17 protein-coding genes are annotated in these 21,393 nt (G+C 45.5%); 12 read left to right on the top strand and 5 right to left on the bottom strand.

Translation table 11 applies throughout. The features are described 5' to 3' along the window. Window positions 1–182: 182 nt before the first annotated feature. The 9 genes from AB4Z45_RS20190 to AB4Z45_RS20150 all read left to right on the top strand — a co-directional run bounded on the left by AB4Z45_RS20190 (window position 183) and on the right by AB4Z45_RS20150 (window position 12,846). Window positions 183–1,526: a glycoside hydrolase family 30 protein gene (locus tag AB4Z45_RS20190; RefSeq protein ID WP_441911130.1), complete on the top strand. Its 1,344-nt coding sequence runs from the start codon at window positions 183–185 to the stop codon at window positions 1,524–1,526. A gap of 89 nt (window positions 1,527–1,615) precedes the next feature. Beyond that, entirely contained in the window at window positions 1,616–3,394 is a 1,779-nt protein-coding gene (locus tag AB4Z45_RS20185; RefSeq protein WP_441911128.1) for a sensor histidine kinase, read from the top strand. Then, a complete protein-coding gene (locus AB4Z45_RS20180) occupies window positions 3,387–4,448 on the top strand; it encodes a response regulator transcription factor (protein ID WP_441911126.1) in 1,062 nt (353 codons plus the stop codon). The genes AB4Z45_RS20185 and AB4Z45_RS20180 overlap by 8 nt, the downstream gene beginning before the upstream one ends. A gap of 101 nt (window positions 4,449–4,549) precedes the next feature. Beyond that, window positions 4,550–5,845, top strand: coding sequence for an ABC transporter substrate-binding protein (locus AB4Z45_RS20175; RefSeq protein ID WP_339203749.1), 1,296 nt, complete (start codon window positions 4,550–4,552; stop codon window positions 5,843–5,845). Between the two features lie 187 nt (window positions 5,846–6,032). Continuing rightward, complete coding sequence (locus AB4Z45_RS20170; RefSeq protein WP_339203747.1) at window positions 6,033–6,917, top strand: carbohydrate ABC transporter permease; 885 nt, start codon at window positions 6,033–6,035, stop codon at window positions 6,915–6,917. Next, window positions 6,914–7,741, top strand: coding sequence for a carbohydrate ABC transporter permease (locus AB4Z45_RS20165; RefSeq protein ID WP_076266656.1), 828 nt, complete (start codon window positions 6,914–6,916; stop codon window positions 7,739–7,741). Before AB4Z45_RS20170 ends, AB4Z45_RS20165 begins: the two co-directional genes overlap by 4 nt. After that, entirely contained in the window at window positions 7,738–9,735 is a 1,998-nt protein-coding gene (locus AB4Z45_RS20160) for a beta-galactosidase (protein WP_441911124.1), read from the top strand. Before AB4Z45_RS20165 ends, AB4Z45_RS20160 begins: the two co-directional genes overlap by 4 nt. A 199-nt stretch (window positions 9,736–9,934) precedes the next feature. After that, on the top strand, window positions 9,935–11,026 hold the full coding sequence (locus tag AB4Z45_RS20155) for an LLM class flavin-dependent oxidoreductase (protein ID WP_441911141.1): 1,092 nt from the start codon (window positions 9,935–9,937) through the stop codon (window positions 11,024–11,026). 203 nt (window positions 11,027–11,229) lie between these two features. Then, window positions 11,230–12,846, top strand: a complete 1,617-nt coding sequence (locus tag AB4Z45_RS20150; RefSeq protein WP_441911122.1) for a hypothetical protein — start codon at window positions 11,230–11,232, stop codon at window positions 12,844–12,846. On the opposite strand, the gene AB4Z45_RS20145 is transcribed toward AB4Z45_RS20150, so the two are convergent. Beyond that, complete coding sequence (locus AB4Z45_RS20145; protein ID WP_441911121.1) at window positions 12,833–13,813, bottom strand: helix-turn-helix domain-containing protein; 981 nt, start codon at window positions 13,811–13,813, stop codon at window positions 12,833–12,835. The two genes, AB4Z45_RS20150 and AB4Z45_RS20145, sit on opposite strands and share 14 nt — an antisense overlap. A gap of 68 nt (window positions 13,814–13,881) precedes the next feature. Here AB4Z45_RS20145 and AB4Z45_RS20140 point away from each other — a divergent pair, with 68 nt between their 5' ends. The 3 genes from AB4Z45_RS20140 (at window position 13,882) to AB4Z45_RS20130 (ending at window position 16,480) form a co-directional block, all read left to right on the top strand. Then, window positions 13,882–15,189: a family 4 glycosyl hydrolase gene (locus AB4Z45_RS20140; protein WP_441911120.1), complete on the top strand. Its 1,308-nt coding sequence runs from the start codon at window positions 13,882–13,884 to the stop codon at window positions 15,187–15,189. 171 nt (window positions 15,190–15,360) lie between these two features. Next, window positions 15,361–15,663: a chorismate mutase gene (locus tag AB4Z45_RS20135; protein WP_441881708.1), complete on the top strand. Its 303-nt coding sequence runs from the start codon at window positions 15,361–15,363 to the stop codon at window positions 15,661–15,663. Window positions 15,664–15,712: 49 nt separating this feature from the next. Next, the gene (locus AB4Z45_RS20130; protein ID WP_441911118.1) at window positions 15,713–16,480 is read left to right on the top strand and encodes a DUF3891 family protein; all 768 of its coding nucleotides are present in this window, start codon (window positions 15,713–15,715) and stop codon (window positions 16,478–16,480) included. A 77-nt stretch (window positions 16,481–16,557) separates the two neighbouring features. Here the strand turns inward: AB4Z45_RS20130 and AB4Z45_RS20125 are convergent, their stop codons facing one another. The 4 genes from AB4Z45_RS20125 to AB4Z45_RS20110 form a co-directional block, all read right to left on the bottom strand. Then, window positions 16,558–17,682: a Ger(x)C family spore germination protein gene (locus AB4Z45_RS20125; RefSeq protein ID WP_441911117.1), complete on the bottom strand. Its 1,125-nt coding sequence runs from the start codon at window positions 17,680–17,682 to the stop codon at window positions 16,558–16,560. Next, window positions 17,679–18,779, bottom strand: a complete 1,101-nt coding sequence (locus AB4Z45_RS20120) for a GerAB/ArcD/ProY family transporter (protein ID WP_441911115.1) — start codon at window positions 18,777–18,779, stop codon at window positions 17,679–17,681. The genes AB4Z45_RS20125 and AB4Z45_RS20120 overlap by 4 nt, the downstream gene beginning before the upstream one ends. A gap of 5 nt (window positions 18,780–18,784) precedes the next feature. Next, window positions 18,785–20,254, bottom strand: a complete 1,470-nt coding sequence (locus tag AB4Z45_RS20115; protein WP_441911113.1) for a spore germination protein — start codon at window positions 20,252–20,254, stop codon at window positions 18,785–18,787. Window positions 20,255–20,406: 152 nt separating this feature from the next. Beyond that, on the bottom strand, window positions 20,407–21,348 hold the full coding sequence (locus AB4Z45_RS20110) for a ribose-phosphate diphosphokinase (RefSeq protein WP_076266664.1): 942 nt from the start codon (window positions 21,346–21,348) through the stop codon (window positions 20,407–20,409). Between the last annotated feature and the right edge of the window lie 45 nt (window positions 21,349–21,393).

Genomic DNA, 21,393 nt, shown 5'->3' with positions numbered 1-21,393 from the left:
ATGTATTGCTTAGTTTATGAGACTTTAGCCACTATTTTGTTTGTCTTCTTAAAATATAGTTTGTGCGCTTTGTTGCGTTGGTTTAATATCGTCCAAGAATAGAGTCTAATTTCGTCCAATTAAACGCTTTCATTTACAAGATATAATGATAAAAACGCTTTCAAAAAGTGAGGTTTGCGGTGATGAGAGAGAAACAGATACAATGGTTTGCAAGCACGGAAACCAAGCGATGGTTCAATAAAACGATAGAGGAAGCTGGTAATGGAAACACTAATCTGACATTCTCAGGTGAGAGCTTTCAACGGTTAGAAGGGTTTGGAGGCTGCTTTAACGAGCTTGGTTATGCTGCTCTGCAGCATCTGCCGGAGGAAGAACGCAGTCAAGTGATGCATGCGCTCTTTCATCCCGAAGGCGAGCATAAATTCAGTATTTGCAGGCTTCCGATTGGCGCTAGCGATTATGCACTGGAATGGTATAGCTTAAACGAAACAGACGGAGACTTAAGTATGGAGCATTTCTCCATTGCCCGTGATCAGCAACATTTGATTCCTTATATTAAGGAAGCGCTAAAACTCAATCCTGAATTGAAGCTGTTTGCCTCTCCGTGGAGCCCTCCGACCTGGATGAAATTTCCGAAGGCGTACAATTACGGCACGCTGCGCTGGGAGAAAGAAATTTTAGAAGCGTATGCGCTCTATTTCGTAAAGTTTGTTGAGGCATACAAGGCAGAAGGCATTACGATTCACCAGGTTCATGTTCAAAATGAGGTGGTTGCAGATCAGAAGTTTCCTTCCTGCGTATGGACAGGCGAGCAGCTTCGTGAATTTATACGTGATTATTTGGGACCTGCCTTCGAGAGGCACGGACTCGATACAGAAATATGGCTGGGCACAATTAATGCGCCGGAGGCATGGGATGAATGGCTGAAGAAGAAGGCAACTGATTTTGATGCATATGCCAATACGGTGCTAAGCGACCCTGAAGCTTATAAATATGTGAAGGGCGTAGGCTATCAATGGGCAGGCAAGCATGCTTTGCAGCGTACCGTTCAAAGCTATCCTGAGCTTCGTTATATGCAAACGGAAAATGAATGCGGTGACGGTGAAAACAGTTGGTTCTATGCAAGATATGTATTTAATCTCTATCATCATTATTTTACGAATGGCGTGAACGCTTATATTTACTGGAACATGGTGCTGGAACCAAAAGGCCGCAGCACATGGGGCTGGGAGCAAAATACGATGCTGACCGTAGACAAGGAAAAGCAGCTTGCCATTCGTAATCCCGAGTATTATGTGATGAAGCATTTTGCCCATTTCACTTCGCCTGATGATAGAAGAATAGGGCTGAAAGGTCCATGGTCAGGCAATGCGATTGCTTTCGAGAAGCCGGACGGCACACGCATCATCGTCTTAACGAATCCGTTCAAGGAAAAAAGGGAGCTGCGTTTGTCCATCGGCTCCAAACTCCAGCTGCTTGAGCTGGAACCCGAATCCTTTCATACAATTGTCATTCCATGTGGATGATGAAAGCATATAAACTAACGCCAGCAATCGATGGGGCGTTAGTTTTTTGCACACAATAGCTAGAAGAGAAGCGGGAGGCGAGAGAGCAAATGTTGGCCAAGCTAATCCGTTTACTGACAGAACCCTTCCGTCGCAGTATTCGGAATAAACTGATTTTTACGATGATTTTTTTATCCGTTATTCCGATTATAGCCGTTACTGCCTTGGCCGCCGAAAACAACCGAAAGTCGATGGAAGCGGAAGTTATCGGAACGAATTTATCGAATATGAAGTGGACTGGCGTCTATTTGGGCGAGCAGTTCTCGCAATTGAACAATCTCGTTTATTCCGTACTCATCAGCCCTCATCTTAGTGATTATTTGGCAAGCACAGAGGGGTCGCTGCTCATTAACCAATTTGCCGCTCAAAAAAATATTATGGATACACTGAGCAATTTGTTTTATTCCGCAGGAAATCATGTCATCGGCGTCGAGCTGTTTTTGAAAGAGCCGCGGAAACTGTTTACCATAAGCGGAAATCAATATGATTTGGAAACCTCGCCTGCTATCCCTTCTCCTTATAAGCAGTTATTTGAGGAAAATAAAGATTTTCTTATTCAATCCAATAATGGGGATGAAGGTCACTTTCAATTGATTCGGAGCATTAACCGTTTTGAGAATCGGGAGAAGCTTGGCGGTATCTCGCTTAAAATTCGCTGGTCGATGCTTGATCAGACGCTCGATTTGATAGGCCGCGGCAAGGATCACCAGGTTCTGATCGCGAGCGAAGACGGAAATGTGCTTTATCAACGTTTCGGAGAGCGCCCATCGGATAACATTATGGTGCGGATCAAGGAAGCAACAGCGGATCAAGGTTATTTCCGCATGTCGAAGGAGTACGTCTTCTATAACACGATTGATCCTGTCGGCTTAAAGCTGATTACGATTATCCCGACCAGCTTTATTAATAAGAGCGCGCAGTCGACGATGCGATTTGGCCTTATCGTAGGCGCAATTTCTATCGTGCTGTCGATTTTGATTGCTATTTTGTTAGCCTGGCGGACGGCAACGCCAATTGTTACGCTCGCAAGATCGATGCAGGGCCTTGGCATCATCAAGGAAACAGAGCTGCCTCAAAGCAACCGCGTAGATGAGATCGGCTTGCTTGAAACGAAGCTTTACAACATGTCATACCGCATAAGAGAGCATATTAAAACGGAATACAGCATCAATCTGGAGAAAAAAACCGCGGAGCTTAAAGCGCTCCAAGCGCAAATCAATCCGCATTTTTTGCAAAATACACTTCAAATGATCGGCAGTATGCTCTTTACGAAAAAACCTGCGGAGAGCTACGAAATCATTCGGTCGCTTAGCGATATGTTTCGATATGTCATTCGCGATCCCAACGATCTCGCCTCCTTAAAAGCAGAAATCGATCATTTAAACAATTATATGCTTATCCAGAAGCAGCGTTTTTACTCCAAGCTTACCTATCACACGGAAATGGACGAGTCCATGATGCTTTCTCCCATTCCGAAGCTGACGCTTCAGCCGATTGTTGAAAATGCTTTTTTCCATGGTCTAGAAAATAAATCAGGTCATTGGGAGCTTAGCGTGAGCGTAGCGCGTGAGCATGATAAGGTTCGAATTCGAATCCGTGACAATGGCGTCGGCATACGCGAGGATAAGCTTGCCGACCTGCAAAAGCGGCTTCATCAACATAGCGGACAAGTTTGGACGCACGGCAATCGGATCGGCATTCAAAATGTAGCGTCCCGCATTCAAATGCATTTTGGCCCAGACTATGGGATTACGATTGAAAGCGAGTTAGGAGCGGGAACGACGGTCACCGTCTCGATTCCAATAGCAGGGGGAGATCAGCATGCTTAAAGTATACATTGTGGATGATGAGAGCTGGGCAAGAGACATCATAAAAGCGTTCGGAGAATGGGAAAGCCTGGGCATGGAAATTGTAGGAGAAGCAGAGGACGGTACGGAAGCGCTTCGAATGATGGAGGTTTTGAAGCCTCATATTGTCATTACTGACATGCGGATGCCCGGAACAGATGGCGCTGCGCTGCTGCAGCAGCTTAATGACCAGTTTCCAGCGATCAAGACGATTGTCGTCAGCGGGTATGATGATTTTCAATATGCGAAACATGCGCTTCGCTTTAAGGCGATGGATTATCTGCTTAAGCCAGTTGATCCGAAAGAGCTTAATACGGCGCTGCAAAATTGCAAAAGCGGGCTTGAAGCTGCTCAAATGGAGCGTGGAACATTATCACTTGATCTTGATATTTCGTATACATTGGCATCGTATAAGAAGCTTTTAAAGCTGCGTTTCAATGAGCTGAATACAGATGGCGTTAAGACAACGCTAGATCAAATGATGAAGGAGCTCGAGCAGAGCGGCATTACGAAAGCGGTCATGCTGGAGCAGGTCGTACAAGAGCTGCTTCTGCTGCTTAAGGAATTAATGAATGCTAATTCACAAGACAGCGACTCGCTGCATGCGCCGTATGGGCATGAGATCACCCAGTCAGGCGAGAATACAGCTGCTTTTCTTACCTATCATTATGTGACTACACTGGAGCAGCTTATTCAGCAGCGCAAATTTAAAAACAAATTAAATTTGGATGAAGTCAGACTGTATATGGAGAAACATTATACGGAGCCGGTTACGCTGGAGCAGCTCGCTAGAGCTTTTTTTGTGAGCAAGGAATATTTGAGCAAGGTGTTCAAGCAGGAATATGGACGCAATGTCACGGATTATATGCTGCACCTGCGCATGGTGAAGGCAAAAGAGTGGCTGATGGATGAGAGCATTCCCATTAAAGCAATTGCGGAAATGGCGGGCTACGAGGATATCACCTATTTTTATCGTGTGTTCAAGAAGCATTTTGGCATCGCGCCAGGTGAGATGAGGAAGAGCAGCGAGGTTTAAAAATGTCCAACGAAAGAGTCTAATTCTGTCCAATTAAACGCTTTCATTTTTTAGATACAATGAAAGCGTAAACAAAACAAGCTTCTGGGAGGTCAAATGAGATGAAAAAAATAGTTAAAGGCTTACTCGTTACGATGCTCGCGACAACACTGTTAGCTGGCTGCGGCAGCAATACAAATAATGCTGGCAGCACAGATGGGGCAGCAAGCGGCGGCGGTGAAGCCAAGAGCGTAAAGCTGAAAATGTTCATTGCTCAGCCTCGTTTTAAAGAGCATTACGATAAATATATTGCCGACTTCGTAGCCAAAGAAAAAGCGGAGAAAAACATCGACGTGTCGGTGCAGCTCGAAATGCCGACAGCCGATAATGCGGCACAAATTTTGAAGACGCGGCTTGCCTCCAACGATGCACCTGATATTTTCGCGCTTCATGCCATTAACGAAATTCCTTCTTACTACAAAGCAGGTTACTTAGAGGATTTATCCGATCAGCCTTTTGTCGGCAAGCTGCTGGACAGCGTTAAACCTTCGGTAACAACGACAGATGGTAAAGTCGTAGCCGTACCTCTGGAAACATTGTCATGGGGCTACTTGTACAACAAAAAGATCTTTACGGATCTTGGCATTACCCCTCCAAAAACGCTGACAGAAATGAAAGCGGTTGTCGAGAAGCTGAAAGCGAATAAGGTAACGCCTTTTGTGCTCTCATATAAAGAAGCTTGGATTCCACAGCTAGTGCTGCCGCTCGCAGCAGGCGCACTTATCAATACGGAGGACGCTGACTTCATCGAACGGATGAATAAGGATGAAGGCTCCTTTACAGAGCTAAAAGCAATGTTCGACATCTTTGATCTTATTAATGCGAACGGAACGGAAAAAGCGACAGAAGTGGGCGGCGATGATGGCGCAGCAGCGTTTGCGGCAGGCAAAGGCGCAATGTGGCTGCAAGGGCCGTGGTATGCAGAAACGATTCTTAAATCCAATCCGGATCTTGATTTTGGTGTAGCACCGCTGCCAATCAATGACAATCCAGATGCGACTCTTATTAACCTAAGCGCTTCGACTTCTCTAGCTGTTTCTAAGAGCACAAAAAACAAGGAAGTCGCGCTGGATTTCATCAACTATATTCTGGATGATACTGCTTCAAATGCTTTCTTCCAAGCGCTTAAATTCAACCCAATCTCCACCGTGCATACGTATGAGAGCTATCCATGGGTTAATGATGCAACAGCTTATGTGAAAGAAGGCAAGTCTTATCAAGACCCAGCTATTCCTCAATCCGTGAAGGATGAAGTGGGCAAAGGGCTGCAAGCGTATTATGCCGGTCAATTATCGCAGGATGATGTCCTCAAAGCACTTGATAAAGCTTGGAAATCGTACAACAAGGTAAATAAATAAACCACACATGCTCGGGATGAAGGGGAGACAAGGAGATTCTGCTTCGCTTCATCCCGATTTTAAAATATAAGAAAGTATATCATTTTCTCATGCTTATCTTATATTTCACCGTCAAAGCTGCTCAGCGTCTAAAGGACGCCGAAGACGTTTTTGCTCAGTAAAGACACATAGGAGAGGGGCGGATACTGTGCCGATCAAGAGCTACAAAAAATACATCTCATTATTTACGTTTGTCGCGCCCGCTTTTATTTTGTACGCGATCTTCCTGCTGATTCCAACGCTCGGCGGAATGTTTTACAGCTTCACGGATTGGAATGGCTTGAATCGTGACTATGACTTTATTGGAATGGGCAACTTTATTGAAGCGCTTAGAGACGATCCCGATTTTGTCGGTTCGTTATTGTTCACCTTGAAGTATGTGCTGTTCATGGTTGTGCTGCAAAATGTATTTGCACTGCTGCTGGCTGTATTTATTGAATCACGCCGCAAAAGCAAAGGTTTCTTCCGTACCATTTTCTTCATGCCCAACATGATAAGCACGATTATCAGCGCATTTATGTGGACATTTGTATTCGCGCAGGTGCTTCCTCAGCTGGCAGAAAAGACAGCGCTTACGTTTCTGGACCAAGCTTGGATCGGTGATCCAAAAGTAAGTTTCTTCTCGATTCTCACCGTATCCCTCTGGAACGGCGTCGGCTACATGATGATCATTTATTTGGCAGGACTGCAAGGTGTGCCTCAAAGCTTGAAGGAAGCAGCTGTTATCGATGGAGCTACCGCTTTCCAAACGTTTCGCAATGTGACCTTGCCAATGATTTCACATGCGATTACGATCTGTTTCTTCCTTACGCTAAACGGCGCGTTTAAAGTGTTCGAGGTTGTTTATGGCTTGACTGGCGGAGGACCAGGACGAAGCACGCAGGTTATTACGATGAACATTTACGAGGAAGCCTTCTCAAACAACTTCCGATATGGTTATGCCAGCGCAAAATCGGTCATTCTATTCGTGATCATTCTCATTTTCACTTTTATCCAAATTCGTGTCATGAAGAAAAGAGAGGTGGAAGCATGAGACAGAATAAATCAACCTCCCTCCTTATTACTATTTTCCTGTCGATTGGGGCTGCGATCTCTTTTTTCCCGATTTACTTGGCGGTTATTAACTCGTTTAAGACACAAGGTGAGATGTTCAAGTCGTTCGTCTCGCTGCCATCGAAGATTCAATTCGATAATTATGTAAATGCTTTTCATCAAATCAATCTGCTGGGCAGCACACTCAACTCGATCATTATTTCGGTGCTCGGCATCGGCGGCATCGTCTTTTGCGCATCGCTTGCTGGCTACAAGCTGTCACGTACGAGCGGAAAGATAAGCAATTTGATTTTTTTCCTGTTTATCGCTTCCATGCTTGTGCCGTTTCATTCGATTATGATTCCATTGACTAGAATGGCCAAAGCCTTGTCTGTTCAAGGCAGTACGTATGGGCTTGCAATCATATATATTGGACTCGGCGTCAATATGGCGATCTTTCTGTATCATGGCTTCGTGAAATCTATACCTAAGGAGCTGGAGGAGGCGGCGCAAATTGATGGCTGCAATGAATATCAAACGTTCTTTAAAATTATTTTCCCGCTGCTTGTGCCGATTACGGTGACGATAGCGATTTTAGATTTCCTCTGGATCTGGAATGATTTCCTGCTGCCGCTTCTCATGCTGACGGACGTAAGCAATTACACGCTTATCTTATCGACAAATACGCTGTTCGGTGAGTACAACAAAGAATGGTCGCTTATTTTGGCGGCGCTTGTACTGACTGCGATTCCAGTCATTATTATTTACTCCTTCTTCCAAAAGTTTATTATGCATGGGATTGCCGAGGGGGCTGTTAAAGGATGAATAAACTGTTATATGGCGTCGCTTATTATGACGAATATATGCCTTATGAGCGATTAGATGAGGATATTCGGATGATGAAGGAAGCAGGCATAAACGTGGTTCGAATCGCGGAATCGACATGGAGCACACATGAGCCGCAAAACGGCGTATTCGACTTCTCATCCGTAGACAGAGTGCTGGATGCGATGCACAAAGCCGGCATCGCAGTCATTGTTGGCACACCAACCTATGCCGTGCCTGCTTGGATGGTCAAGGAGCACCCGGATGTACTTGCTGTAACCCCTCGCGGACCGGGAAAATACGGCGCTCGCCAAATTATGGATATTACGAATGCTGCTTATCTTTTCTATTCAGAGCGAATCATCCGCAAGCTCATTAGCCGCGTAAATACACATCCAGCCGTGATTGGCTATCAGACGGATAATGAAACGAAACATTATGATACGGCGGGACCAAATGTCCAGCTGCAGTTCGTCAAATATATGAGGGATACTTATGAAACGCTGGACGTCGTTAATCAGCTGTTTGGGCTTGATTATTGGAGCAATCGCATCAACAGCTGGGAGGAGTTTCCTTCCGTTGTCGGCACAATCAATGGCAGCTTAGGCGCGGAGTTCGCGAAGTTTCAGCGGAAGCTGGTAAATGAGTTTTTGGCATGGCAGGTCTCTATCGTGAACGAATATAAGCAGCCGGGACAATTTGTAACTCAAAACTTTGATTTTGAATGGCGAGGCTACTCATTTGGCGTTCAGCCTTCCGTTGATCACTTTGCTGCTTCGGAGCCTTTTGACATTGCGGGCGTCGATATTTATCATCCTTCGCAGGATGATTTAACCGGCATCGAAATCTCATTTGGCGGCGACATGACACGTTCGCTCAAAAACGATAATTACTTAGTGCTCGAAACGCAGGCACAGGCCTTTCCGCATTGGACGCCATATCCCGGGCAATTGCGCTTGCAGGCGTTCAGCCACCTTGCTTCCGGCGCCAATATGGTCGCGTATTGGCACTGGCATTCGATTCACAATTCGTTCGAAACGTATTGGAAGGGGCTGCTCAGCCATGATTTTCAGCCTAATCCTGTTTATAACGAAGCCAAAACGATCGGTGCTGATTTTGCTAGGCTGAGCGAGGACCTTGCCAGCCTCCGCAAAAACAATCAAGTGGCTGTAATGGTCAGCAACGAGGCTTTATCTGCTATGGAATGGTTCAAGCTTCCCGATGGCAAAACCTATAATGATGTCGTTCGCGCACTTTATGACGAATTGTATAAGCTTAACGTCGAGGTCGATTTTATTCAGCCTATCTGCACCCATTTGGATAAATACAAGATGATTGTCGTACCAGCGCTTTACGCTGCCCCTTCAGAGACTTTGGAGCGATTAAATGAATTCGTACGAAGCGGTGGACATGTGGTTTATACGTTCAAAAGCGGCTTCGCCGACGAGGTCGTTAAGGTACGTACTTCACAGCAGCCCGGTATCATACAAGCAGCTTGCGGCATATCCTATAGCATGTTCGTAACGCCAAATCATGTTGGGTTAAAAGGGGCACTGATCGATCGCAGTAACGAGGCAAAAGAGGTTGAAGCATGGATGGAGCTCATCACGCCAACAACCGCTGAAGTGCTGGCTTATTATGATCATGCGCAGTGGGGTGAATATGCGGCGATTACAAGAAATAACTATGGAAAAGGAACGGCTACCTATATAGGATGCTTGCCTGGCCCTGCTGTTGTAAGACGTGTGCTTTGCGGGGCTTTGAAGAATGCAGGTCTTTGGGGCGCAGAGCAAGAGCTTGTTTTTCCAATCATCGTGAAATCGGGCTTGAATACTAGCGGAAAGCATATACGATATTATTTCAACTACTCAAATGATGCCGTTACATTTGACTACCAGCATCAGGACGGTACTGAGCTGTTGAATGGTAGTAAAGTTACAAGTGGACAACAGCTGGAGCTCGCACCATGGGGCTTTCTCATCATATCAGCCTAAATAGTAGGAACCTTCCGATCACTTTTACTGTGATTTTGAAGGTTCTTTTGTACTTTGTAAGAGATCTAGGCGGGCCTCATGCTCTTGATCTTGACGCAACTTAATAACTTATGTATCATTACTTACGTAAAGTAACTGGGTCGGCGAACAAAATATGTACTCTTGCCTTGGATATAAATAAAGGAAAGCGGTGTTTGACATCAACGAGAAAATACAACAAGTTGCTCAGCCTTCAAAGGAACGAGCAGATGTGTTCGAATTTGGCATTTACACATTAGGTGATATAAGTACTGATCCTATCAGTAGAGTATCGCCGAATGTGAGAGAGCGTTTGAAGGAAATCGTCGCAGCTGCCAAGCTTGCAGATGAGGCGGGCATTGATGTATTTGGAGTAGGTGAGCATCATCGCTTGGACTTCGCTGTTACATCTCCACCTGTTCTGCTTGCTGCAATCGCACAAGCGACGAAGCGGATTCGGTTAACTAGCGCAACGACAGTGCTTGGAACCTCAGATCCAGTTCGAGTATTTGAGGATTTCGCCACACTCGATTTGCTCTCGGATGGACGCGCGGAAATTATTGCGGGACGCGGAGCGTATATAGAATCATTTTCATTGTTTGGGTATGAGCTTGAGAGCTATAAGGAGCTCTTTCAGGAGAAGCTTAATCTTCTGCTTGCATTAAATGAAACCGAGCATATCACTTGGAATGGAAAATATAGAACGCCGCTGCTGAATGCTGAGATTGCACCTCGTCCAGAGCAGGCGCAGCTGCCCGTATGGGTCGGTGTCGGCGGTACGCCTCAGAGCGCGGAGCTCGCAGGAAGCCATGGCCTAGGAATGGCCCTTGCCATCCTTGGCGGAGATCCAGCTCGATTTAAACCGCTTGTAGACGTATATCGTGCTGCTGGTGTTCGCGCAGGCTATAAACAAGAAAATTTAAAAGTAGCGATAACAAGCCATGGTTATATTGCCAACTCGACTGAGCAAGCGAAGGATGAATATTATCCTTATTATGCTCATTATGTAAGCCAGTTCATGGGAGGCAAGCAGAGGGGCGAGTCGATGGCACGCGAGCAATTCGAACAATTGGCAAGTCCAATCAATGCGCTGGCTGTAGGCAGCCCGGATCTGCTTGTTGAGAAAATATTGGCGCAGCATGAGCTATTCGGTCATCAGCGCTTCATGGCTCAGTTTGATATTGGCGGCATTCCGTTCTCAAAGGTAGCGGCTTCCATTGAGCTGCTGGCGACGAAGGTTGCGCCAGTTGTACGCAGAGAACTGAGCAAATAAAAGATTGCTAAGTTAGATTAATAGTGAATAAGAAGACTGTTCAAAGCCATGATGTGGCGGCGGCAGTCTTTTTTTATGTTATTGGATGTCCCATTTGGTTCATTATTTATTCGTGATACGACTCATTTCGTTATTCAAATTGCTGGCAGTGAATACTATACTCGGTTTTATAGAATGATGTTCTAATACGGGAGGCGCTCACGATGGAGTTTTTAGATCTATTAACCAATCCGGACAAAGTTGAAATGGAGTGGGAAGAGGGATGGGTTCGCGCGTCATTCCGTTCACGAGAATGGTATGCAGGCGAAACCGTCATTTCATTTGAAACGATGGCTAATCGTATGGCCGTTCGATTAAGTGCAGGCCAGACGCCAGTTAGGCGGCTTCACCTGAGATGGCTTCGAGAACTGGACAGCGGGGGCATTCGTGTTCTGGGGGATCAATGGGAACGAGGTTACGGTGATTTGGAATGGCGGGGGTTAGTTGCTGAGCGTGAAATGCCTTGGTATTTCCTGTTGTCAAAAGGGGGACGCACGCATGGTTATGGCGTAGAGACCGGTACAAGCTCCTTTTGTTATTGGCAAGCGGATGCAGGTGGAATCAGCCTGACGCTTGATGTCCGCTGCGGTGAAGCGGGAGTGCTGCTTGGTGATCGAACGCTCGAGGCTGCGGTCATTGTAACGAGAGAAGGTGCGGAAGGAGAATCGGCATTCGGTGCGGCAACGGCTTTTTGCAGAATGATGTGCAAGCAGCCGATTCTGCCTTCTCAGCCTGTGTATGGGGGAAACAACTGGTATTATGCCTATGGGAATAGCTCGACAGCAGAGATAATCGCTGATTCGGAGCGCGTGTCAGATTGGTCTTCTTCGGTCGATAACCGTCCGTTTATGGTCATTGATGACGGTTGGCAGCTCTGCAGCGGCGGGGGCAGCTGCAATGGTGGGCCTTGGGAACCTAATTATCAGTTTTCTGATATGCAGAAGCTGGCCAGCGATATGAAAGGAATCGGGGTTCGTCCTGGCATATGGTGCAGACCGCTATTAGTCGCAAACAGTGTGCCAAATCATTGGAGAAGATATGGTGGCCACAATGCGGGCAGCATCTATTTGGACCCAAGCGTTCCTGATGTGCTTGACTATGTGGGCAATGAAATTCGCAAGCTGCATGATTGGGGTTATGAACTGATTAAGCATGATTTTTCCACTTTCGATATTTTTGCCAAATGGGGCTTTGAAATGGGCGCATCGATGAGTGATCATGGTTTAGCTTTTGCTGATCGCACGAAGACGACGGCGGAAATTATTGTCGCTTTGTATAAGAAGATTGCAGAAGCTTCAGCGGACAGTTTAATTATTGGCTGCAATACAGTAGGGCACTTAGCAGCGGGCTTGGTTGAAATTCAGCGGACCGGTGACGATACGAGCGGTAAGGAATGGGAGCGTACACGTAAAATGGGTGTCAACACGCTTGCTTTCCGCATGCCGCAGCATGACACTTTTTTTGCGGCTGATGCGGATTGCGTTGGCTTGACCGACGATGTCCCTTGGCAATTAAACAAGCAGTGGCTGGAGCTATTGTCTGAAAGCGGCACACCGCTGTTCATTTCCGCAGATCCAAAGGCGGTTGGCGCGGAACAGGAAGCAGCGATACGCAAAGCGTTCGAACGAGCATCTAAACCGCTGCAGCCGGCTGAACCGCTGGACTGGCTTGATGATCGCTGCCCGTCCCGTTGGCAGATAGCCGGAGAGGAGAGGCATTTCAATTGGTATGCTGAACGCGGCGTACAATTGAATGAGCGTCCTGAAATTATTCTGAGGTAGCAGAAGGAACGTGGCTGGATAAATAACCAGCATGAGGTTCCACCTCAAGCGGCGTCAAATAGCTTATCGTTGATTTATGCTGTCTCCGATATGCGCCAGGCGTTAATCCTGTCCATTTGGCGAACTGCCTAATAAAGCTTTGCACATTCTCGAATCCGATTCGGAATGCGATCTCTTCAAGCGGTATGTTTCGCATGACAAGCATATGCATCGCCTCCTGCTGTCTAATGATCGATAAATATTGACGCGGCGACATGCCGTACGCTTGTTGAAACAAACGGCCGGCATGTCTGCGGCTAATGCCTGTCTTGGCTGCGATGGTTTCAAGCCAGTTGCTCGTTGAGGAATCTGTACCGAGCTCATTAAAAGTGCTGATGAGCGCCTCAATTTCCCTCGCGATCCGATCAGCAAGCGGCTGCTCATTTGGTTCATTGATGGAGAGTAAGGCTTCGCTCTGCACGAACTCCTCCAAATGCACAAGCATTTCATTACAAAGCATAAAGACGCGGTGAGCAGAAGGATTCTGCTGCAAGCATGAAATAAGTGCTTTTAGCAGCGGATTCAGGCGTTCATTGAGCGGATGATCTCTCGCAAATAAATACTCACCGCAAGCTCGAAAGGCGTAGAGCAGCTTGCTGTCCACGTTTTGCAAATGAATGACAAAACCATGCATCGTCTGCTGCTCGGGAACAATAAAGTCATGGAGCTTCATGGGGGGAATGAGAATAATATCACCTTCATGCTGCGTGAAGCTTTCATTTCCAATACGAGCGATTTGATCGCCTGTTAGGACAATATTGATCTCCAGCATCCGATGATGCAGATGTAAATCGCATACAGGGCCTTGGCCGGATTCGAACGTACGCATGCCGTATAGGATAAGCTGTTCTTTATAATTAGGAAATGATTGGTTGAGGGCAGGACTCAGATTGCTCATCATAGCTCCTTTGTAAACGGAATTATTCATACCTTTATTATCTCTCTTACCGCTGAGCAATAGCAATCCAAAATACAACCGAGAGGAATGAGACTATCGTGAAAATTGTATTGATAGGTGGAGGAAGCTTCGTATTTGCACCAACGGTACTCGAAGATATTATCGTAAAGGAGAGGCTTGCAGGCTGTGAGCTTGTCCTTGTTGATCCAAATCTGAATGCGGCTGAAGGGATGGCAGCAGCTGCAAGAGAAATAGCAAGGCAGTTAGAGGTAGACATGCTTGCGACTGCAACGGTAAACAGAAGAGAAGCGCTAATAGGTGCGGACTTTGTTATCGTATCCGCCTCGGTTCAAGGTGCACACCGTTGGCAAATCGATTTTGATATATTGCAGGCACTAGGGATGGCAGATCAAGCAAGGGAATGTGGAGGCATGGGGGGCTTAATGAATGCATTCAGGTCCATTACGCTGATTATGGATATTTGCCGTGATATGGAGGAGCTGTGCCCGCAGGCGTGGATTCTGGATGTGACGAATCCAATGCCTCGTGTCGTAACGGCAGCAGCACGTTATTCATCGATTCGCATAGCTGGATTTTGCAATATTGCGTACCTTGGTGCTGAGGGCTACACATTCCTGCCAAAGCTGCTCGGCAAATCGGCCTCTGAGGTATCTATCGTAACTGCTGGACTTAATCACTTTGCATGGGTGATGGAAATAAAAGATAGCCGCACGGGTGAGGACCTTCTGCCTAAGCTTATCCAATATATTGAAGAGGAGAACTGGTCTGATCAAGATGAAGGGACGAAGCGCGAGCTTCGTATCACTAAGCGATGGCTGCGCGAGTATGGTGCAGTCGCGGCTGGACACGTTGATCATCATGCGGAATATCTTCCTTATCAAGAGGACATTCATTACACAACAGCACCTCCATATCATGGGTCGCTCGAAGAACGCAGCAGACGCTTGGAAGAGCTGAAGCAGATTGGCGCAGGCAAAATGCATTATGATCGTTTATTTGATCATGGCAGCTGGGAGCATCCCGTTGCGCTAGCTCAAGCGTTGTATACGGGCAGCGACCTTCAGATTGATATTTTGAACGTTAAGAATGATGGCGCAATACCGGGTATTCCTTCGGATCGAATCGTAGAAATACCAGTGACCGTATCAGGCGGCATGATTCATCCGGTAGAGGTTCCAGCATTCCCAGAGCCGCTGCTTCAATTGTGCCGCGCGATTTCGGATGTTCATGAGCTTGTCGTTGAAGCAGCAGTGACGGGCAATGTCTCTATTGCGAAGAAAGCGATAGACGCCGATCCGGCTATTGAAAATAAAGAGGCTGCTTATCAAGCTTTGGAGCAGATGCTCGAAAGCCATGCTGATTTACTGCCACAGTTTCATTCGTAATGTCTTCGCGAAATAGAACGATAGAAATGTTCACAGGAGAGCTGCTTCTTAGAAATAAGGCGGCTCTTCTTTTTATTGTTCTGGGGCATACATCCGATAAATGCGAATGTACATAGCCGCTAGATGATGGAGATGGTACAATTATAGGAAAAAGATTTAAGGGAGAGACGCATGGAAGTTTCTAGACTAGATGAATTAAGACAAGCGATCGATCAAATCGATCACGACATTATTTCCTTGCTTGCAAGGAGGTTTCAATTAACGGAAGAAGTGGGTATGTACAAAGCAGCAAATCATCTCGCTGCACAAGACCTGAGCCGTGAAGCCAAACAATTTGATAAAATAAAGAAACTTGCGAGCAGCCATGATTTGAATCCAGAGACAGCAGCTTCGATTTATAGATGCTTAATGGATGTTGTTATTTCACGGCATAAGGAAATTGAGCAGGTTTATGCGCTGAACAATCGTGATTAGCTGATATATAAAAACAATATTAATCAACTATTGTGTGATGAAGAAAGGGATGGAAACGATGATTTTATACGAGAAGGAAGACGCATTCATATTGATCGCTCAGCATGATCATGCGAGAATATCCGGAGATCTTGTTTCTGCCTGGCAGAGCCAGTTATTTCATAGTGAGGAACGAAAAGATGAATTGGCTTACGCAGCATATGAGCATGACAGCAGCTGGATTGATTTGGACCGTATTCCGCTTTGGAATGATGCAGCAAATATGCCGTTTTCGTTCCGCGATTTTCCAGGCAACATCCGCTTTTTCTTCTATTCTAAAGGCTTGGATCATGTTCAGAAAACGAGCGAATACGCCGCTTTGCTTGGCAGTATTTTGTATACGACGCTTGCTGAAAGGTTCAGAAATGAGGATACGATTACGTTTGTAGAACGTGAATTTGCAAGGCAAAGCGCGATCATCGAGCGACTGCAGCTGGACGTTAGCCTGCTTCAGCTTCATGCGAAAGCGCTGCTGCTTTGTGATGAGCTGTCGCTGTTTGTATGTATGGAGCAGCCGGGAACGCCTCGAAATCAATATGAATGGTTTGCTGATGGGTTTCCCTATTGGTTCGATCGTACGGGGCAAACCTCATTGATAGCGGATTGGAAGGATGAAACGACGATCCAATTGCATCCATTCCCTTTCAAACATGAGGTGAAGACTTCATTATCTTATAAAGAAGTAAGCAAGGCGGACATAGCTGTTTATGGGATCGCAGAAGCTTATCAGCGTGCAGAGCTGCTTGAGCATAAGATTCGTTTTCAGCAAGCGCCATAGAACTAATCAATGATTGAATGAAGGAAGGAAGGATACCGCATATTTGCCGGTATCCTTCTTTATTAATCCCTCGATACTTACTTAACTGGCCCCATCGAAGCTATTTCTAAATCCACTTTTACACGCACTTCAGCATTCGCAAATGCTTCACTCCAATGATCCTCTACCTTGCAAAATTCCTTGTATTCTTTTGCTCTTGCATACACCCCAAGCCCAATCGGATCGATTTTATGTTTTTGCAGTTTCCCGATAATGCTCATAAATTGTTCCTGCATGAGAACAGCAATCTGTTTTTCAAGCTTTGTATCATCCTTTTCCACATTGAAAGGGAAAAGATGCTCGGAGAGGCCAACCCTAGTCTTCACGAGGATGTCAAACTTAAATTTATTGTTTTCATAGGAAGTTTTGATTTTTGTTTTTACTTTGGCGCCAGTCAGGCTTAAAATATTCGTTTCAAATGGTTTGTGTACTGGCTCACCAGGAATTGGGTAGGACAAACTGAAGCCCGGTGAAGCCTGCTTCTGCAAAATACTTAACAGAATCGTTTCTTGAGGGCCTAAAGAAATCTCATATTTGCCTTTCTGATTCAGCAAAGCGGAGCCTTTCAGCCTAACCTGATTATTGACGATCTTCACCTCAGCAATGTAAGGCGTCAAGCCTTTGTCATAAAACTGCCTGTGAAATTCTTGGGCGGTCGTCGCATAGGTTTCCGATTTTATCGATTTGGTGTCGACCATGCCCCGGAGCAGAATAGGAAGCAGCGGCTGATCAGGAGGATTTAATGAAAATACCTCCTCTAAAGAGCCATCAACAGCAATAACACGGTCGGTTACCGTGTTTCTTGCGTCGCGAAACAACACATCAAGCATCGGAAACCAGTCCTCGTAACTTAGAAAATGTCTGCCTAGGAGGATTACTTGGTAATTTCTCCCTTGGATGGAGCCGCTTGATTGCGAGTCTTGAATCGCTTTGGATTGCCGAAGCGAGTTAGCGATTCCTGACGTTTCTTGACTCTTTTTCTTTATGTTTTTGCTGAAAACGGGAGCGGATGAATAAAAATGGAATTTATCATTTTTATCCAAATCCATGCCAAGAGCAAGCGGTGTTGCCGCATTTTCTAAATACAGCTGATCCCCGCAGGCGGATGCAGTAAGGCAAATCGTAATGAACAAGCAACATACAAAAAAGAGTCGCAGCTTCATAGATCAGCCCTCCGATGTATTCGTTTGTAAATGACCATATATATCAGCAGTAGACTAGGGAGTATATATTCCATCCCAAAACCAAACCAAGTAAGCCATAATTCAATTTGATCGCTTTGCTTGAATGAGGGAATGTGAATAAAAGTAGCTATCGCAAGAATAATGCACAAGATACGTAATGGGATACGATGGTTGCTTAGCACGAAAACCTTGCTTATGCAAAAAGAGACGATATACATAGACGGAATCCAAACGAGTGAGAAGACGAACAAATAAAACGCGATGAAAGGCACCTCAATCCGTTCAATAAAGCGAAATTCAATTGTTTTGAGAATACTGATGATTGGATCATTATAAAGTGTGATTTCATGGGGACTGAAGTAAATGAAGCATATGATTGTAATAAATAGATGTACAGATAGGGTAATCGTATTGGATATAAATAGTGAAGAAGCAGCTTTATCCTTCTTAACTAAATAAGGATAAAATATAAAAACGGCAGCTAGCCCCAGGTTCGGATAAATCGTTGCTTTCACCGCCGACAGGACGGGCAGCCAACCTACTTTTAATATAGGCAGTAAATTGAGCCAATGAGCATATTTCAGGGTAAATAGATAAACAAAGGGCAACCAGCATGATATGACAGCAACTAGCTCTGCATATCGTCCTAAGATGCGAGGACCGTTTATAGCGATTTTATAAGCGGGTATTAACAGCAGAATCATGAGGATGTAGGACTGTGTGTTTGGCATCAGCCAAATTTTAATAATCAGGATGGTGCGCACAAGACCGTCATACATCAGAGAAAGGAAAAACATGGCCAACAATAGGGTAAATCCTTTGGCAAGCCATTTCCCCATCATTGCAGGCAGCGCATCAATTAAAGGTTTATCAGAACAATGTCTCATCACCATAATAATGATATACCCGCATAGAAGACTGATGGCATAACCAATTAGAATGGAAATCCAGCCATCCGTTCCTGCTATTTCTGCTAATTTCCTCGGCAAGGAAAGGACGGCAACACTAATCTGAATACCGGAAATAATAAAAATAAATTGCATCGAAGTTATCGTATTACCTTCGGTGTTCGTCAATGTGCTCAATCCTCCTTCCGAGTGTTTGTTTGACGTTTTTCTTGAAGCGGGAGCGCGTTTTTTGGTCTCTTTTCCATCAGCCATAATGGCGCTCGAATTAGGGTGTCCTTCAAATCTGAGAAACGGAGCGGAGCCAGTGGGCTTCCATATGGCATGCCTAGCGATTTAAGCGTTAATAAATGAGCGATCATCGTCATCAAACCAACAATAATCCCAACAAACCCGAACAGTGAGGATAAAATCATGAGCATGAAACGAATTAAGCGAACGGCTGCAACCATATCGTAGTTTGGCAAAATAAATGAAGAAATGGCCGTAAATGCTACAACAATAACCATAACATTGCTTATTAAGCCAGCTTGAACGACAGCTTGTCCAAGCACAATACCCCCAACGATGCCAACGGTCTGGCCAACGGGGGCAGGCAGCCGGACGCCAGCTTCACGGAGCATTTCCAAAGTGATTTCCATTAGAATGGCCTCCACAAAAGGTGGAAACGGTACTTGTCCACGTGATTCTCCTAGGGTGAGCAGCAGCTTCATTGGAATGATCTCGATATGGAAGGAAACAACTGCGATATAAAAGGCAGGCAAAAATGTAGCAGTAATAAATGCAAACATTCGCAGCAGCCTCAAAAAGGTTGCAATGGACCAACGAGTACTATAATCGTCGATACTTTGGAAATAAGAGTAGAAGCTGACTGGAGCAACGAGTACGCTTGGCGAGCGGTCAACGACAACGACACATCTTCCTTGCAAAATTTGCGATGCTGCAGAATCTGGCCGCTCAGTAAGAACGAATTGCGGGAAGAGTGAGTAGGGATTATCCTCGATCAGCTCTGCCAGCTCACCCGTGTTTAAAATGACATCTACGTCAATCTTTTGAATGCGATCTTTAAGATCGTTTAACAATTGAGGATTCATTACATCCTCCAGATAAATAATCGTTACGGAGGTCTGGCCGCGCCGACCGACAATCAGCCGTTTCATTTTTAATTCGCGATTCGGGATATAACGTCTTATCATAGCGATATTTTGGCCACTGGTTTCGACAAAGCCTTGATGGGCGCCTTTTAAGGAGGCTTCCATTTGTGGATCTTCAATTGACCGCTGCGGCCAGCCGCTTGTGCCAAGCACATAGGCCGCCTCTCTGCCGCTCACGAATAATATGGATTTACCGTGCAGTATTGCTATCTCAATTTGGTACCAATCCGTTTCGGGTACGATTTGTCCAATGGTCATCATTAACTCATCACCGGGTTTTCCCCCGCTCGAATCTAGCTGCAAGGGACGAAGGACATCACTATTAATTGCTGCTCCATCTGTCAGCCCATCGATGTAGATGAGTGCTGCTTGCTCAGTTGTTTGCTTGATCGTTAGATTCCTTATGACTAAATCGCTTGTATCAGAAAAAATTTCTCTTATACGTTCTATGTTTACTGTCAGGTCTGAGCTGATAGGTTCTGTTTGATCCATTGTTTGCGTCCTCCCATCCTCGCTGCCGTCTTGATTGATACACCTATTTTGCCACGGTTTACCATAGCTATACGCATGCAAAATAAATACCCCCTTGCGAAAGAGCAAGGGGGTACAATTGATGTTATATGTTATTTTGCTTTACTAACGGCCTATGAGCCTGATTTAAACAACGTTGCAATCGAGCCGCCTTCGGTAATGATTTTAATGGCGGTTGCAAGGAGCGGGGACATCGGCAGTACGACAAATTTACTCGAATGCTCTTGACCGATACTGATCGTATCTGTAATAACGACTTCGCGGATGTTCGGATGATCCAGCTTCTCAAGCGCATTGGCTGAGAACAGGCCATGCGTTGCACATATGTAGGAATCATGCGCACCTTTTTTCTTAAGCGCCTCTACGACGTTTACAATTGTGCTGCCTGTATCAATTAAGTCTTCAATAATAATTGGTGTCATGTCTTCAACATCACCGATGATATGCGTGATTTCAGACTGATTATGAGCGGGACGATTTTTGATCATGATCGCAAATGGACAGTCCAGCAAGCCGGCAAGTTTCTCGGCTGTTGTAGCTCGGCCCGCATCTGGCGATACGACAACAGGGTTTTTGATGTTTTTGCTTCGCAAATAATCAATGATCAAATCAAGCGCCGTTAAATGATCGACTGGAATATCGAAGAAGCCTTGAATCGGATCAGCATGCAAATCGACGGTGATGATTCGGTTTGCTCCAACGGTAGTCAATACATCGGCTACCATCTTAGCGGAGATGGGCTCTCGCGGTGCCGATTTTCTTTCCTGACGTGCATAACCATAGTATGGCATAACGATATTAATGGTTTTCGCTGATGCTCGTTTGGCAGCGTCTATCATGACGAGAGTTTCGATTAAATGCTCATTTACGGGATGGGAAAGTGATTGGACGATGAATACGTCACAAGTACGAATAGGTTCTCCGTATGAAACATGAATCTCACCGCTTTGATGCCTTGATATTGCAACATTGCCTAGCGGGAGCTCAAGTTCTTTACATAACTCCTCAGCCAACTTCTGGTTCGAAGTGCCGGAGAAAATTTTAATCTTTTGCATGTGATCCTCCTAAATGGTAGCTACAAGATGCTACGTTAAACGACA

This window comes from Paenibacillus sp. MCAF9 (assembly GCF_052114265.1).
GTDB lineage: Bacteria > Bacillota > Bacilli > Paenibacillales > Paenibacillaceae > Pristimantibacillus.
This window is presented reverse-complemented; position numbering and strand designations above follow the sequence as displayed.